At 39.3% G+C, this 15,167-nt stretch carries 16 protein-coding genes and 7 pseudogenes; 3 read left to right on the top strand and 20 right to left on the bottom strand.

What is annotated here, in order from left to right; genetic code table 11:
• Nucleotide 1 precedes the first annotated feature (1 nt).
• From JQM81_RS10520 to JQM81_RS10510, 4 genes and pseudogenes are all read right to left on the bottom strand, one after another.
• Nucleotides 2-1,009: a 6-bladed beta-propeller gene (locus JQM81_RS10520; protein WP_235233547.1), complete on the bottom strand. Its 1,008-nt coding sequence runs from the start codon at nucleotides 1,007-1,009 to the stop codon at nucleotides 2-4.
• 406 nt (nucleotides 1,010-1,415) lie between these two features.
• Nucleotides 1,416-1,736: pseudogene (locus JQM81_RS10515) on the bottom strand (cupin domain-containing protein); the annotation flags it as partial.
• A gap of 30 nt (nucleotides 1,737-1,766) precedes the next feature.
• Entirely contained in the window at nucleotides 1,767-1,892 is a 126-nt protein-coding gene (locus tag JQM81_RS13620; protein ID WP_268826586.1) for a hypothetical protein, read from the bottom strand.
• 2 nt (nucleotides 1,893-1,894) lie between these two features.
• On the bottom strand, nucleotides 1,895-2,890 hold the full coding sequence (locus JQM81_RS10510; protein WP_235233545.1) for an alpha/beta hydrolase: 996 nt from the start codon (nucleotides 2,888-2,890) through the stop codon (nucleotides 1,895-1,897).
• Between the two features lie 128 nt (nucleotides 2,891-3,018).
• Here JQM81_RS10510 and JQM81_RS10505 point away from each other — a divergent pair, with 128 nt between their 5' ends.
• Nucleotides 3,019-3,456, top strand: a complete 438-nt coding sequence (locus JQM81_RS10505; RefSeq protein ID WP_235233544.1) for a MerR family transcriptional regulator — start codon at nucleotides 3,019-3,021, stop codon at nucleotides 3,454-3,456.
• Between the two features lie 252 nt (nucleotides 3,457-3,708).
• On the opposite strand, the pseudogene JQM81_RS13920 reads toward JQM81_RS10505, so the two are convergent.
• The 5 genes and pseudogenes from JQM81_RS13920 to JQM81_RS10485 form a co-directional block, all read right to left on the bottom strand.
• Nucleotides 3,709-3,922, bottom strand: a pseudogene (locus tag JQM81_RS13920) (transposase); the annotation flags it as partial.
• A gap of 365 nt (nucleotides 3,923-4,287) precedes the next feature.
• On the bottom strand, nucleotides 4,288-6,003 hold the full coding sequence (locus JQM81_RS10500) for a DUF6273 domain-containing protein (RefSeq protein WP_235233543.1): 1,716 nt from the start codon (nucleotides 6,001-6,003) through the stop codon (nucleotides 4,288-4,290).
• A 58-nt stretch (nucleotides 6,004-6,061) separates the two neighbouring features.
• On the bottom strand, nucleotides 6,062-6,763 hold the full coding sequence (locus JQM81_RS10495) for a TetR/AcrR family transcriptional regulator (RefSeq protein WP_235233542.1): 702 nt from the start codon (nucleotides 6,761-6,763) through the stop codon (nucleotides 6,062-6,064).
• A 236-nt stretch (nucleotides 6,764-6,999) separates the two neighbouring features.
• Nucleotides 7,000-7,122: pseudogene (locus JQM81_RS13825) on the bottom strand (SpoIVB peptidase S55 domain-containing protein); the annotation flags it as partial.
• 235 nt (nucleotides 7,123-7,357) lie between these two features.
• A pseudogene (locus tag JQM81_RS10485) lies at nucleotides 7,358-7,880 on the bottom strand (type III toxin-antitoxin system ToxN/AbiQ family toxin).
• 495 nt (nucleotides 7,881-8,375) lie between these two features.
• On the opposite strand from JQM81_RS10485, the gene JQM81_RS13820 reads away from it, so the two are divergent.
• The gene (locus tag JQM81_RS13820) at nucleotides 8,376-8,717 is read left to right on the top strand and encodes a DUF4160 domain-containing protein (RefSeq protein WP_328282614.1); all 342 of its coding nucleotides are present in this window, start codon (nucleotides 8,376-8,378) and stop codon (nucleotides 8,715-8,717) included.
• Nucleotides 8,632-9,069 (top strand): DUF2442 domain-containing protein, encoded by a 438-nt coding sequence (locus JQM81_RS10475; protein WP_235233540.1) that lies wholly within the window; start codon nucleotides 8,632-8,634, stop codon nucleotides 9,067-9,069. Before JQM81_RS13820 ends, JQM81_RS10475 begins: the two co-directional genes overlap by 86 nt.
• A 39-nt stretch (nucleotides 9,070-9,108) precedes the next feature.
• Here JQM81_RS10475 and JQM81_RS13915 read toward each other — a convergent pair.
• The 11 genes and pseudogenes from JQM81_RS13915 to JQM81_RS10420 all read right to left on the bottom strand — a co-directional run.
• Nucleotides 9,109-9,300 (bottom strand): annotated as a pseudogene (locus tag JQM81_RS13915) (SpoIVB peptidase S55 domain-containing protein); the annotation flags it as partial.
• Nucleotides 9,301-9,348: 48 nt separating this feature from the next.
• A pseudogene (locus JQM81_RS13910) lies at nucleotides 9,349-9,549 on the bottom strand (Fic family protein); the annotation flags it as partial.
• 30 nt (nucleotides 9,550-9,579) lie between these two features.
• Nucleotides 9,580-9,918, bottom strand: a complete 339-nt coding sequence (gene rhuM, locus JQM81_RS10460; protein WP_235233538.1) for a RhuM family protein — start codon at nucleotides 9,916-9,918, stop codon at nucleotides 9,580-9,582.
• 36 nt (nucleotides 9,919-9,954) lie between these two features.
• A complete protein-coding gene (locus JQM81_RS10455; RefSeq protein ID WP_235233537.1) occupies nucleotides 9,955-10,173 on the bottom strand; it encodes a helix-turn-helix domain-containing protein in 219 nt (72 codons plus the stop codon).
• A 150-nt stretch (nucleotides 10,174-10,323) separates the two neighbouring features.
• A pseudogene (locus JQM81_RS10450) lies at nucleotides 10,324-10,446 on the bottom strand (SpoIVB peptidase S55 domain-containing protein); the annotation flags it as partial.
• Between the two features lie 27 nt (nucleotides 10,447-10,473).
• Complete coding sequence (rhuM, locus tag JQM81_RS10445; protein WP_235233536.1) at nucleotides 10,474-11,394, bottom strand: virulence protein RhuM/Fic/DOC family protein; 921 nt, start codon at nucleotides 11,392-11,394, stop codon at nucleotides 10,474-10,476.
• The gene (locus JQM81_RS10440) at nucleotides 11,381-11,638 is read right to left on the bottom strand and encodes a helix-turn-helix domain-containing protein (protein WP_235233535.1); all 258 of its coding nucleotides are present in this window, start codon (nucleotides 11,636-11,638) and stop codon (nucleotides 11,381-11,383) included. The genes rhuM (JQM81_RS10445) and JQM81_RS10440 overlap by 14 nt, the downstream gene beginning before the upstream one ends.
• Before the next feature lie 95 nt (nucleotides 11,639-11,733).
• A complete protein-coding gene (locus JQM81_RS13685; RefSeq protein ID WP_235233534.1) occupies nucleotides 11,734-12,597 on the bottom strand; it encodes an AraC family transcriptional regulator in 864 nt (287 codons plus the stop codon).
• 6 nt (nucleotides 12,598-12,603) lie between these two features.
• On the bottom strand, nucleotides 12,604-13,929 hold the full coding sequence (locus JQM81_RS10430; RefSeq protein WP_235233533.1) for an MATE family efflux transporter: 1,326 nt from the start codon (nucleotides 13,927-13,929) through the stop codon (nucleotides 12,604-12,606).
• 91 nt (nucleotides 13,930-14,020) lie between these two features.
• Nucleotides 14,021-14,266, bottom strand: a complete 246-nt coding sequence (locus JQM81_RS10425; RefSeq protein WP_235233532.1) for a putative immunity protein — start codon at nucleotides 14,264-14,266, stop codon at nucleotides 14,021-14,023.
• A gap of 77 nt (nucleotides 14,267-14,343) precedes the next feature.
• Complete coding sequence (locus JQM81_RS10420) at nucleotides 14,344-14,853, bottom strand: helix-turn-helix domain-containing protein (RefSeq protein WP_235233531.1); 510 nt, start codon at nucleotides 14,851-14,853, stop codon at nucleotides 14,344-14,346.
• Nucleotides 14,854-15,167: the final 314 nt, after the last annotated feature.

Below are 15,167 nucleotides of genomic sequence, written 5' to 3'. Positions count from 1 at the left end.
CCTACTTATAGCAACGATAAATTTTTTTAGCATTTGGCATTACAATATAAACGCTTTCTTGATCATCAACTGCCATTTGCGTCGCCTCTTCATCCTGAAGTCCCGGCAAACACGCAATAGTCTCTTCATATACGCCATCCTTATTCAAACGATATACTGCACCACCTGATACGGAAACACATAGAATGCCTTTTTCATCTACACAAAAAGAAGTAATATTGAATCCATATGGCAATTCACATATTTTTTCCATTTTTTTATCTTTGGCAACCAGAAGCCATTCTGGCGCTATACTCACTGCTCCAAAACTATCGTTTTCTTTATCATAATATCGAACCATAGAATTTATAAAATACATCTGATTATCATATGTACTCATACTTCCAATAAAATTGGAACCAATTTCATCTACTTCTTCTGTATATCGATCTACCACAGGATTTTCTAATGACACCCCGGTAACAAATACTCCCTCCTGATTCACAGCTATATTTTGAGGAATATAATTCGGGTCTTCTGTTTTTGTATCTTTCAATTTTATTTCTCTATCATAAACTAGATCCTCATCCAATATCTGTATTCTATTATTACCTTGATCCAGCACATAAATTTCATGATTATAAACTGCAAGTGCAGACGGTTTTAAGAACTCACCATTCCCGCTTCCTGTTTGCCCGATTTCATCAATTATATTTCCATTATTATCCACTTTGAAAATACAATCATTTTCTCTATCTGATACAAGAAAGGCTTCCTCTAATGCAAGGATACCTCCGGGTTCTTCTACACCTTCTATTAGCCATTCCTCAAATTTGTATCCTGATTTATATACATCTTGTAATATTTGAAGTTCAGATACTCCTTGTAACTCTTCAGCATTTTGTTCATAAATGGGAAGCACATCATTTTTTGACGCCTTTGTCATTTTATAGTTTTCACTTTTTTGACACCCGGTCACAGATATTAAAATCATACAAAAAATAGTCAAAACAAATTTTTTCTTTTTCATCCTTCCCACCTCATATCATTAAATTATTAATTTCTGCACGTTATTTACTGTTTGTTTTATATAATTTATAATATGTCTTTTCAGTCATCAACACTCTGACCATGACTTAATATTATTCAGGACACCAGTTTTTATAAATAAATAGTTATTGGTTGAATCGGTTAATTGGTTTTGAATAAAAAGAAATGTGCCCCTTCACTAATCACATGTTAGAAGGGGCAAAAATTAACCTGTTTTCAATTTTTTTCAGACTGTGTATACATCATTTATGACTATAAAAATAATATTGATGATTATCAAAAAAATATATATGAACTAATGGGAATTGCTTGTTATAACACGGAGAAAGTCTTATATAAATTTGGGAATCGATATAGAATAGGGTTTACCACCTACAAGCTTCTTCTTATCTTAATTGTGTGTACTCTTCCTCTGATACTGCCTCACACCACTCATTGGAGCCATCCACTCCCGGCACCTCAATAGCCAGGTGTGAAAACCACTCATCAAGTGCTGCCCCATGCCAGTGCTTCACTTCCGTCGGAATATTGATACAATCACCTGGTTTCATCTCTACTGCTTCCTTGCCTTCTTCCTGACAAAATCCACGTCCGGCTACGCATACCAGAATCTGTCCACCGCCACTTTTTGCATGATGAATATGCCAGTTATTTCTGCATCCGGGTTCAAATGTGACGTTGAAAATACCAACCTTCTCTTTCTTAATATTATCTTGAGTAAGAAATCTCTTCATCTATTACAGCCCTTTTCCAAGCTCATAGGCTTTTTGCATAGTGTCTTTATGATTACTTGCATCATTAGAATCAGTTATTCCACTATCGGTCACAAGACTTGTTGAAACAATCAATACTTTCTTTGCCATAATTAACACACTCCGTTCTCTTCAAAAAATTTCTGCATCTTATCGAAAGGAATTACATCCAGGTTGTCATAGAGATCTGTATGGACTGCATCAGGAATAGTAAGAAGCTCCTTATTTGCAGCATACTTACTGTTCTTAACCATAGCCTCATATGCATCTTTTCCGAAATAATAGCTGTGTGCTTTCTCTCCATGTATGATAAGAACAGCACTTCTGATCTCATTACTATATTTCAGAATCGGCTGGTTCATAAACGACTGACAACCGATGCTATTCCATCCTTCATTGGAATTAAGGCTTCTTTTATGATAACATCTTCCCTTATAATACTCGCTGTAATCCTTTACAAAAAATGGTGCGTCATCAGGGACCGGGAGTGGCATACATCCACCTGCTCGTGAATACTCACCCTTTTTATATTCCTCAGTTCTAAGAGCATTCATAGCCTGTTTCTTTGCAAATCGGGCTTCTTCACTGTCCTCTGAATCAAAATATCCGTTAGCATTCACTCTTGTCATATCATACATAGTGGAAGCAACCGTTGCCTTGATTCGTGTATCAAGTATAGCTGCATTAATTGCCATACCTCCCCAGCCACAAATACCAATAATACCAATCTTGTCGGCATCTACGTTATCCTGTACGGAAAGGAAGTCAACGGCAGCCATAAAATCCTCCGTATTAATATCAGGCGATGCCATATATCTTGGCAATCCACCACTCTCTCCGGTAAAAGATGGATCAAATGCGATTGTAAGAAATCCTCTCTCTGCCATTGTCTGTGCGTACAATCCAGCACACTGCTCCTTTACCGCACCGAATGGACCACTTACTGCAATTGCCGGAAGCTTACCCTCTGCATTCTTTGGAATATACATGTCTGCTACAAGAGTAATTCCATATCGATTCATGAATGTAATCTTCTTGTGATCCACCTTTTCGCTCTTAGGAAAAGTCTTATCCCACGCTGTAACCATCTTAAGCTCTTCTGTCTTCATAATATCAAATACCTCCGTATAAAAAATTCTATTGAAATGAAAGCCTTTTTGCTTTATGATATTATCATAAGACCTAAACTTAACTTTAGGTCAAGTATTATTTTCAAATTTTGAAAGAAGGTATTTTTATGTACACAATTGGTCAGGTATCCGAGATGTTTCATCTCCCTATTTCTACCTTGAGATATTACGATAAAGAAGGATTTTTTCCTAATCTTGAGCGCAAAGGCAATATCCGATACTTTAGCGAGAACGAACTTGAAGCAATCCGAGTAATCGAATGCTTAAAACGATCAGGTCTTGAAATAAAAGATATAAAACAATTCTTTGAATGGGTTACAGAAGGCGCCTCCAGCTATACAAAACGAAGAGAATTATTTGAGCATCGAAAAGCTGCCGTCAAAGAGGAAATAAAGCAGCTTGAAAAAACTCTCGCTATGTTGGAATTCAAATGTTGGTATTATGACACCGCTATAGCCGATGGCAACGAAGATAAGATTAATGCCATGCTCCCCGATAATCTCCCAAAGGACATTCAAAAACTTTATAACAAAGCCCACAAATAAAATTTGCCAGGCGTAATTGCCTGGCATTTACATTCTGCCGCCATCTTCAAAATATTTGTATAGTATTACATAACCAAAGCAATTCTGAGCAATCCAGTAGGGGAGATTTCCTCTCCCCTCTCACACCACCGTACATCAGACTGTCTAACGATTTCCGTACGTTAGTCTGATGTACGGTATTTTTTGTTACCGTTGATATTTTTGATATTTAATGTGAGTTTAAATTGAAACGATTTGTTTTTTATTAGATACTTATCCAAATTTCTCTATTAATTCCAGTGTTGAAAACATGCTTAATAATCGCTTAAAATTATAAGCGATAAACATAGAAGAGGCTTCTGCATCGACATTATCTATTTTACGGCGTAAAAAAACTGTACCCTAGTGTCCTTTTGATTGTGCCAAATGGATGCTCTACAATAGATCTGCGTTGTTTGTATATGTCATTATTATCCAAAGTATCATGACGAACATAGTCTAAAACATCCTCATGTTGAAGACCTTATTTCGTTCAAGGATTTCTATTAAAACATTATCTGATAAACGTAAAAACGAATGTCAGCAATGCCAGAATGAACATTCCAAAGGCCATCAAATAGGTCAGCCACCCTATAACACGGTTGTTCTACTGGTAGTGTAACATAATCATCTTTACTATTCAACGTCTTGCCGCCAGGACTTTGAAGATTCTTATAAAGTGTTCACTGTCACTGACACTTTCTCACTTCTTTGTTGGCTCACATTTATTCTTTCCAAACATAATTACTCCTTTTTGGTCATAAAAAAAGCCGCCAGACCTTCAAATTGAAAGCCTGGCAGCCATATAATGACTTATTTAGTTGTTCTTTTTCTTCTGGAGTAAACAGTTACGCCGATTATGCCCATAGCGCTGAGAAGCATAAGTACAATCCACAGGACCAGATTGGTGTTGTCGCCGGTATTTACAGAATCTTTAACATCTGTGACATCTCCATTAACTTCCGTATCTGTCTTTGAATCATTGTCTTTGTTGCTGTTATCCGAAGTTGCCGGTGCTGCCTTGATTGTGATGGTAATGGTTGTTATTGCAGGTCCATCCGGATTATGTTCAAAGGCATCGGGCAGTTGCAAGGAACCGTATAATGTCACCGTCTGCTCTGTCTTAATGTCTGGGTCATAGCTGCCCTCTTTTGGTGTAGCTGTATCCCATACAACCGGCAGTTTTGTTAGTGAATTTTCTGCCGTCACAACTTGAACCGTTTCAGGCAGATTCATGTTTTCATAAGCAGTTCCATTGTCTACTGTTATAGGAGCTGGAGGCGTGATGCTTATAAGATTATCACTTGTGATTGGATCAACTGCATAAATCATTCCATCTGCAGCATCTGTAGTTTCCAGCCAGATTTTGGCAGTTAATAAATCTATATCTGCTGACAAACCAAGTTCTGACTTGATATCTGATACATTCACAATCTCTGTTTCAGTTCCTGTAATCTGCTTGCTGTAATACCAGTCCTTGTTTCCCTCTTTGCCCTGCACCACAAGTGCTACATCACCTGTAGTACTTCCTTTCGTTGCAAAAATATCACCTGTTGCAGTTCTATATGCCACTGCACCGATATTCTTACTGCTTCCGTCCAGCCTCAGGGTCATCGCCGTACCATCTGCTATCGTTCCTGATACTGTATCAGATGATGATGCTGTTGCAGCAGATGCAAAGAGCACATTTGACAGATTTAAATTGGAAGCGGGACGCACCCCGAAACTACTGCTGACACTGGAGTGGTTAACTTTTTTGCCCGGTTCCGCCTGTAGTGCATCACCACTAACACTAGTACTACTATTATCGTAAGGCAAACGCAGCCAGAACGATCTATTACCGCTGTTCCAATAACTATTTGCTGCAAGTGCTATTTGATTATTGCTTCCTGCTTTTATGGTTGATTCATCAGACCCGTCTGCCGCCAGTGCATACAGTTTGTCTGTTGTGGTATAGGTTTTATCATTCCTTGTATCATTCGTTGTCACTGTGGTAGTATTCATCAAGCCCTTCTCGGCTGCGGTAAAATAGGTTGTATTCGAACTATCCACCATATTATTCAGTGCCGCACGAAGTTGACTTACCCCGTAGTGGTTTCTATATACTTCTATACTGCCACTATAATCCCCATAGCCTGTTCCTGCCATATAATTATATGTATATTGACGAGACGGATCGCTTGAATTAAACTGTTGATTTATTTTTATCGGGTTTGCAGCAAAGATTATGGTATTATCGACTAATACTTTGTTATCTTCTCCCAAGATATACCATTCCGCTGGTGAATAGATTTCTGGATTACCCTCTTCATCCAAAGTTTCTTCTTTCTTACCAAATACCAGTTTGCCGATATTCGTTGCATTTCCGTTTGAATCCGGAGCAAATGTAACACCCTTTAACTGATCCTTTGTGGCATAGGCTGATACGCTTGGTGTGCTACCTGTTCCTTCATCTGCAAATGCCGTTGTCGGTACTAATGTCAGCACCATGCATAGCGTAAGCAACGTGCTTAATATTTTTCTTTTCATTAAATCTGCCTCCTCGATTATATTTTTCAATTTTACTAATCCTGTCCTTTGTTTGCTTCTATCCCTGTGGAAGAAGTCCGTCCAGGGAAAATTCATATTGCATCGCAAGCCGGCGGAACAATTCTTCCATGACCGACTGGGCAATGCCTCGCATATCCAGCCCCGCGAGGAATGTAAGCACCTTCTGCAGTTCTTCCTCCGGCACCTTATAGCCACGAAGCGCCAGCGTCACGAATTTGTTCAGTTTCCGCTCCAGAGTGAAATCTTCTGTGCAGGGATTTGCCATATAGCCGCGCATCAGTCCTGCCGAGCCAAATTCCAGCTCGTAGAAATCCTGCTCCGTAAGTTCCGGCTGATAAGGACCAAAGATACGGTACAGCTCCTTTGCCGTGGCCCGCTGGATGTAGTCCAGTACGCGTTCCTGCGTATAGGCTTCCAGATAGATCTCCCGCAGATTTTCATTGAGCTCCGTCAGCGTGATCTGGAGCGCGGTTTCTGCCGCGTAGACATACACCGGCGGGAGCGCCTCGCCCGCAACACTTCTGGCCATGCCGAACTGATTTTCATACATGAATCCCACCAGCTCCATCAGAACGCCGTCCTTGCTGTGAAAAAGATTCTGAAAACTGCTGGAGGAGACTTTCGCTTCCCTGAGAATCTGCAGCATGGTCGTCTGATGGTATCCGTTTTCCAGGAACAGCCTGACACATGCCTGCAGGATCCGCTTTTTCGTCTGTAGCCCGTCACTTCGTACTGCCACTCGATCACCCCCTGCCATACATCTTGGCTTGCAAGCCAATTTTAACAGATGTGCGTCCGTTTTTCAAGAGACAAATAACACTTTAGTATATTATCAAGAAGTCTTGCGGATTCCCTCTTGTCTTTTCTTGTGGAGTAGGCATAGACATTCATGGTGGAAATGAAATTCCTCGAAGGCATCCAGATGATAATCGTGTGACTCCTTTCGCTATCAGCCATTTCACCTCTAACACAATACTATCCCACCACGTCCAGCATGTTCTCAATAAAAATTCCATACCCCTTCGTTGGGTCATTCACCAGCACATGGGTCACCGCGCCCACCAGCTTGCCGTCCTGGATAATCGGGCTCCCGCTCACGAGTGATTGTCATTAGGGACAACACTTATGATTGTTAAATGAGTTGGTGGTACTATAATGATTGCAAAACAACAAAGGACAGGTTATCATCTTGATTTATTCAAACAAACCGGATACTTCACACTTTGCATAGAGCCTTTGCAAGTCGCATAATAATAATTTGATATAACTCATTTAGAAAACAGAACTTATTTGCTGGTAATCTATACTCATTTCACATTTATACGCAAAGTTTTTAACTTTCTTCTTTATTATGATTTCCATACTGCTCTAATGCTGTTTCTAATTTCTTGAAATCACAGCATGTCTTTTTCAAAAAAACAAAATTGTGAGATTTTGTATCATATCTCTGATTGAAAACATTTGTCGCTTTTTCCTCTATACTCTCCCAATTTTTTTCTTAAATATCGTATCTCATTAGATTCATATGTATCAACTTTTGGATCAATTTCTAATGCGGTTATAATTTCTTCGTTAACAGGAATCATATTATTATAAAGAAGATTTGCTATTTCTTTCCCTGAAGTTTCTGTAACAAATGTAGTAATAAGAGCACTTCTCTTATTCTTTCCTTCTTTCTTGCGCTCCTCTGTTGTCTGTGATGTTAGCGGAATCATATACTTCTTATCACCTACTGATGTAACAATTCCAGCAAACGGTCTATTATTAAATTTAACACTTACTCTATAATCCTCTTTATGCAGATATTTTAGGTATTCCTTATCCACATAGTAAAGAACGGGCCTTTCTTTCTCCATCTTTCTCCTTTAAAAAAAGCTGTTTGTCATAAAACAAACAGCTTTCTTGTCCACTATAGCAGGACCTCTCTCATTTTGAATCGTCCACTGAAGCAGGACCTCTCTCATTTTGAATCGTCCACTATAGCAGGACCTCTCTCAAAACAAGTTGCCTTGTTTATTTACATTATATGCCGTATTATTAAAACATATACAGATTTTAACAGTATACCAAAGGTATTATGCTGTGTCAATCTTTTCTTTTTGTACTTTAATATTACTCTAGTCTCACAGCAATGTCAACCATATTTCTGTGAACTATCCATTAACTTCAGTTCAATTTTAACTGTGATTATCCTTGAAATCCCTTACTTTTCTGCTCTCCGATTCATTACTCGTAAAGCCAAGACTCAATGCTCCAGCATATATATATACAAGGAACCATATCCTCTTGACAATATCACAATATCACGATATCGTGATACCGTATTCACAGAAGAGGGAGGCTGAGATACTATGCCGGTGTTGTCAAGATTTTATGGAATCGTTATCAGAATGTACTTTTTGCAAAGTGAACACAACCCGCCGCACATCCACGCAATTTATAATGATGACGTTGCTGCAATCGACTTTATGACAGGGGATGTGCTAGAGGGGCATCTTCCCCCGAAAGCGTTAACGATGGTGCGGGAATGGCTGTCTATTCACAAAGATTCTTTACAAGACGCAAGAGTTTCGGAAGCTCCCTCCGTTGGAATAAGGAGGTGTATGTATGTTCCACAAGGTCAAAAATGTTTTTCCCATTTCCGACTTCAAACTGAATGTCCAGTTCAGCGAAGGCGTCACCAAGGTGTATGATATGAAACCGCTGTTTGAGAAACTTCCGGTTTTCAGGCGGCTTCAACAGGATCCGGCTTTGTTCGCCTGCGCAAGTGTGGATACAGGCGGCTATGGGATCCTTTGGGACGATGAACTGGATTTGTCCTGTGACGAGCTGTGGGAAAACGGTACCGTTGTCAAAACACCTTTTGACGGGTTGATGGCATTCAGCGATGCGACAGAGCTGTGGGGGCTGAACGAAAGCACCCTGAGAAAAGCGATTTCCTACGGAAAACTGGTCAATGGTATAGATGTTTGTAAATTTGGCAAGCAATGGGTGGTTTCCATTGATGCCATGGAGCGAGAATATGGAGTGGCTTCAAAAAGATAAGCTGTAAATATGCCGGAGGCTCCGCCTCCGGCATCGCATTTACCCCGCTGCATCCAGCATATTTTCGATAAATATCCCATATCCCCGTGTCGGGTCATTGACCAGCACATGGGTAACCGCCCCCACTAGCTTTCCATCCTGGATGATCGGACTTCCCGACATTTCTTTTTCTTCAGGACTTGATTCAGCAATCATGATCGTAAGGGCAACCAATGTTGAATCCTCCATTTTCTTTTTCCCGTCTACAAACAACGCATTATTCTTATCCAGAAAATACAAAAATATGGTTGCTGCAATTCTTTTATTTCCATCAAAAAAACTATGATTCTTCGTTACAAAGTATAAAAGATTGGCTGCCTTTTCTTCCAGTGATTCATAAATATCTACTCCACCAAAAGACTGATAAATATTGCCGATACTTCCTTTGAAGGAATCGTCCTTTTCTTTGCCGAACAGATCTGATTCATCACCAAAGCGCATGCTCTGAATCACCTCCATGCATTCTTCATATTAAAGAACATATGTTGCTTCACTCCCTTTCGGGCGAGTCATATTCTGATGATCGTAGGAATCCAGCAAATCAAGTGCATTGCTGTACTTTTCTATTACGGAAAGCACCTGTTTGCTGTCCAGTTCATTCTCCGTCCTTTTCATAATCCGTATCACTTCTCCCAGTTGTTTGATACGACTATCATTCACCGCATAACCTTTCAATATGTATTGTTTTAATACGGAATTTGCCCAGCGGCGAAATTCCACACCACGTTCTGATTTCACACGATAACCAACGGAGATGATTACATCGAGGCTATAAAAGGCTACCGGTTTATCTGAATTTGGAATTTGCAAAAATGCAAATTGCTTTTTTCTTCTACTTCATCTTCATTATTTTTCTGCATTCTGCTCCTCCCTTTGCACCTTCCTGATCAATTCTTCATACTTCAGCTGATACTCGATCAGCCGTGGTATATACTCCGGCGGTTTCCTGCGTCCTGCCTCCCAATCCTCTATCGTTCGCAGAGGGATTCCAATATGTATTGAAAAATCTTTCCTGGTCATTCCTGTTTGTTCCCTGAGTTTCCGTATTTTATCTGCAGATTCCATTATTTCTGAACACCTCCATGTAGTATTTCATTTATCATATCACATTACTTGGAATTACGCAATGCGTGGTTTATGTAAAATAATTCTTTCTTTTTTATACATAAAAAACAGGCAATACAATGAGATACTCATTGCATTACCTGCCCAGGATTATTCTGCTGCATCTAACATATTCTCAATAAAGATGCCGTACCCTCTCGTGGGATCATTTACCAGCACATGGGTCACTGCTCCCACCAGCTTTCCATCCTGGATGATCGGACTTCCTGACACGAGTGATTGTCATTAGGGACAACATTTTTATTGCATACAATTCATTACCACACTGATCATCATTTCTTTTTCTTCCGGCCTTGATTCAGCAATCATGATTGTAAGGGCAACCAATGTTGAATCCTCCATTTTCTTTTTCCCGTCTACAAACAACGCATTATTCTTATCCAGAAAATACAAAAACATGGTTGCTGCGATTCTTTTGTTTCCATCAAAAAAGCTATGATTCTTCGTTACAAAGTATAAAAGATTGGCTGCTTTTTCTTCCAGAGATTCGTAAATATCCACTCCTCCGAAAGACTGATAAATATTTCCGATACTGCCTTTGAAGGAATCATCCTTCTCTTTGCCGAACAGATCTGATTCATCCCCAAATCGCATACTCTGAATCACGTCCATACATTCTTCATATTGAAGAACATATGTTGCTTCATTTCCTTTTGGACGAGTCATGTTCTGGTGATCGTAGGAATCCAGCAAATCGAGTGCATTGCTGTACTTTTCGATTACAGAAAGTACCTGTTTGCTGTCCAGTTCATTCTCCGTTCTTTTCATAATCCGTATCACTTCTCCCAGTTGTTTGATACGACTATCATTCACCGCATAACCTTCCAATATGTACTGTTTTAATACGGAATTGGCCCAACGGCGAAATTCCACACCACGTTTTGATTTCACACGATAACCAACGGAGATGATGACATCTAATGTATAAAATGGAACTAATTGCTTTACACCTTCAACACGCATTTTTTGCGTGTTGTTAATTTTATCCACTTCTGATTCCGAAAAAACATTATTTATATGTTTTCGAATTGTTTTTTCATCTCGCTCAAATAGTAACGCCATTTGATTAGCGCTCAGCCACACCGTTTCACTTTCTACATTAACCTCTAACTTTATCTGATGATCTTCTGTTTCAAAAATTATGATTTCATTCCTGTTCATTAAATACCTTCCTTTCCATTTCTTCTTTCAGCCCATTTTTCTCCAGATATTGATTCATTTTTACATAATATATCAACATCCTAAGCAAATACTCAGGCATTTTCCTTCTGCCTGCTTCCCATTCTTCCAAATTGCGAAGTGGGATACCTATATACTCTGAAAATGCTTTTCTGCTCAAGCCTAAACCGGCTCTGATTCTCTTTAACTTATCTGCCTGTTCTTGTAATTCTTCTCTTTTTTCCATGATAAAACCTCATTTTGCGCAAAATAAAACCACCTTTTCGGTGGTTTCATTCTAAAATATCTGAACCATTTTGTCAATGCTCCAGCAAATGCCTCTCATTTTAGTGGAAAACAAATGTCGATTTCCATATATCCATCATCACCTACGTTTCGATATATATCAAGTATCGGTCTTTCATCAAGCTGATTTCCGGTCTTTGAAAGCCATCTGCAGAACATCTCCTGATATACCATAAAAAGAAATTGTGGAAATCCCTTAAAATGATAAACTGCATATTTGCCGCCATCAAAGGTATGAGTCAAGATACTGGTATCCTCTTTCAGCACCGGGTTCCCCGGTGAAATTGTCTGGCACAGTTCATACATGCATCTGTCTTCATCCGTAATTGACGGATCATCAATGGTACATTCAATATAAAGCGTATCTTCTGAAGACAAATGTTCATACTTTTTAATAAACTTACACCATTCTTCCGGCAGATTATGATAATTGCCTTTCTTACGCTCATACACAACCATAAAGCTGTTAAGATACTCGACCGTAATCAGTTTTTCCGACTCTTCTAATTCGTCAAGTGATATCCCATGTGCAAAAGAACTCCGTTCCACCATTTGTTCACTGAGCTTCCTGAAATCAGCCGGAGTTACATTCAGATGTTTCTTAAATGCCGTTGCAAAATTAGAAGACGAATATCCATAATCTACGCCAATTTCTGTAATGCTTTTATCCTTCTCCACTTTAAGTCTCCAGGCACTTCTTTCAAGCCGGACACGTTTGATAAACTGATACAGTGCTTCATCGGTATCTTCTTTAAACATTCGCATAAGATGATATTTTGAATAAGAACAATGTCTGGCCACATCATCCACCGTAATTTCTTCATCTATATTTTCAAATATATAACTAATCGCTTTGTTGATCACTGCACTTCGAATCGTAGTGCTGTCTTTCTCATCCACTGCAGATCACCTGCTTTCCATCATCTTCTTTTGTTTCGTGATCAGCCATGCCGAAACGATCGCTGTCAAAGCTTCTGTAGCCGGAGCCGCCATCCATACTCCTGTCATTCCCCATATAGCCGGGAAGATAAATGTAAATGAAAGAAGAAGAATCATTCCTCTTAGAGACGATATCAGAGCAGAGCTTAACGCATCACCGCAGCTGGTAAAATACATCGAATTTATCACATCATATCCCATAATCAGAAATGTAACAGCGTAAAACCGAAATCCTGCGGATACCATATCTGCCACACTGCTACTGCATCCAAACATACCTGCGTATCTTCTTCCTAATACGAAAAAGCATACTGCAAACAAAGCGCCTATTCCAAATAATATCTTATTCGTCAGAATGCGCAGCTGCATTGCTGTTTTCTGTTCCTTCGCGCCCCAGCAAACACTTACAAGAGTCGTCAGCCCCTGTCCGAAACCAATAGCAATCATGCTGTATCCGTATACTGTAAACCCAAGAATCGTGAACGCGGCAACTCCCTCTGCTCCAACATATTTCATCAACACATAGTTAAATGCAAACATAGATATTGCACTTGCCATCTCCCCGATAAATTCAGAGGAACCATTAAAAATGGTTTCTTTATTCACTGCTCTGTCAAATCTGTAATGTCTAAAACGTATGCCTGCTGACAGTCTAATGAAATACATAAACTGAACAATGACTGCAATCACCTGCACGATAAGTGATGCTATGGCACTTCCCTGTACTCCCACCGCTAATCTGCCTACCAGAATATCATCAAGGATTGCATTTAGAATACAACTTATGATACTTACAAGCATGCACACCTGAGGTTTCCCATCCACGCGGATAAACATTCCAAATATGGTTCCAATAACCATCAGCGGATAATTGAAAAGCATGATCCTATAGTACCCGGTAAAGTATGCGGACAGATTCCCGTCTGCTCTCAATACCTTTAGGATAGGAGTGAACAGCCCTAATATTACTAGTGATGCTAATATACATATCACCGTGGCCGTTACAATCGTCTGTGAAAACACTTCGGAGGCCTTGCGTTCATCCTTTGCTCCAAGCAGTCTTCCACAGATTACCGTTCCACCAACACCGATGCATAACCCTACGCCCAGGTAAAAGTAAAGAATCGGTAATCCCAGATTAATGGCTGCCAGCGCATCTTCACCTACATAATTGCCAGTGAAATAACCGTCAGTTATTGTGATTACCGTTTCCAAAAGCATTGCTATGATACTTGGGATTGAAAACCGAAGGATAGTCTTAAGTTTATTTTCTTTGATTTGATTAATATCCATAATTACATCTCTCCTTTACAGAATTCCATTATAGAGATGTAATAATTACTATACTTCTGAATTCGTGCTATCTGCATCCATAATGTCAACATTAGCGATGGATGTATATCACTTTCTTTTCAATATATTCCTGTTTTCGTTGCTCTACTGCGTCTTTGCAGTTTTCAATCCCATGTTTATATATAATTGCAGTATCTTCTTTATTTTCAATTTCTTTTGCAAATGCATGGCAATCTAATATTTTCCGTTGTGCTAATCGCATTTTAATTTTTCCAGATGCCCAGTCTTTGACTACTCCCAATGCTTCTGTCACATCGGTGGAACCATTCGTTTCCATAGGGAAGTGTTCTGTACTCCATCATCTCCTATTATGTAAGAAACCGGTTAAACTTGGTTAAGTTCATAACGCGGTATTTATACTTTCTTCCGTGCCAAGAAGATTCCAACAATTGCCCCTATAAGAATTATCGGTGCCAATCTGACAAACAGCCATTCAAATGCATGAAAAGCCACTCCAACAACAGCAGTTTCAGGATCACTATAGTCCCAGCCTAAGTAAGGACTATTTAATACTATTAAGGCCACAGAAATTGTTACTATGACCGCACATAATGAAATAAGCAGCCAATGAAGTATTTTTCGTCTTATGGTCTTCCTTTGTGCAAGCTGTAAGTTGATAATCTCCAGTTTTTCGGAAATCGCTGTTAAGTCATCAACTTTTGACTCAATAACAGTTTCTCCAAGCAAAGTGCTTACAGGTGTTTCAAGCACTTCCGATATGGAGATTAACATGTCAGAATCAGGAACTGACAATCCTCTCTCCCATTTCGAAATTGTTTGTCGCACCACATTCAGCTTGATAGCAAGTTCTTCCTGCGAAAGTCCTTTTGATTTTCTAATTGCTCTAATATTTTCGTTTAACATTAGGGATAATCTCCTTTCTTTCATACGTTACCACTATCGTATGAGAACCTGCCCGTTGCCACAAGCAACGCATATTAACATTTATTAATATTACAAACCATTCTTTATAATTTCTTTATCATTACATCATAACACAGATAATCTCCATTACCAGTCTGCATAGTATGAAATTCTATATCCACATATCCTCGCTGTTATGAAGTGACCTCTTGTCAAGAGTAAATTTTGCATTAAGAAGCTTTCCCCTAACAATTATCACATTTGTTGATTGACAGCATCTGGAAAGAGCCAGATTTAACAGTTCCCGGCATTTG

It is taken from the genome of Faecalicatena contorta, from assembly GCF_021531895.1.
In the GTDB taxonomy this organism is placed as follows: Bacteria; Bacillota; Clostridia; order Lachnospirales; family Lachnospiraceae; genus JAFBIX01.
Note: the sequence above shows the minus strand (reverse complement) of the source record. Positions and strands in the feature narration are given on the sequence as shown.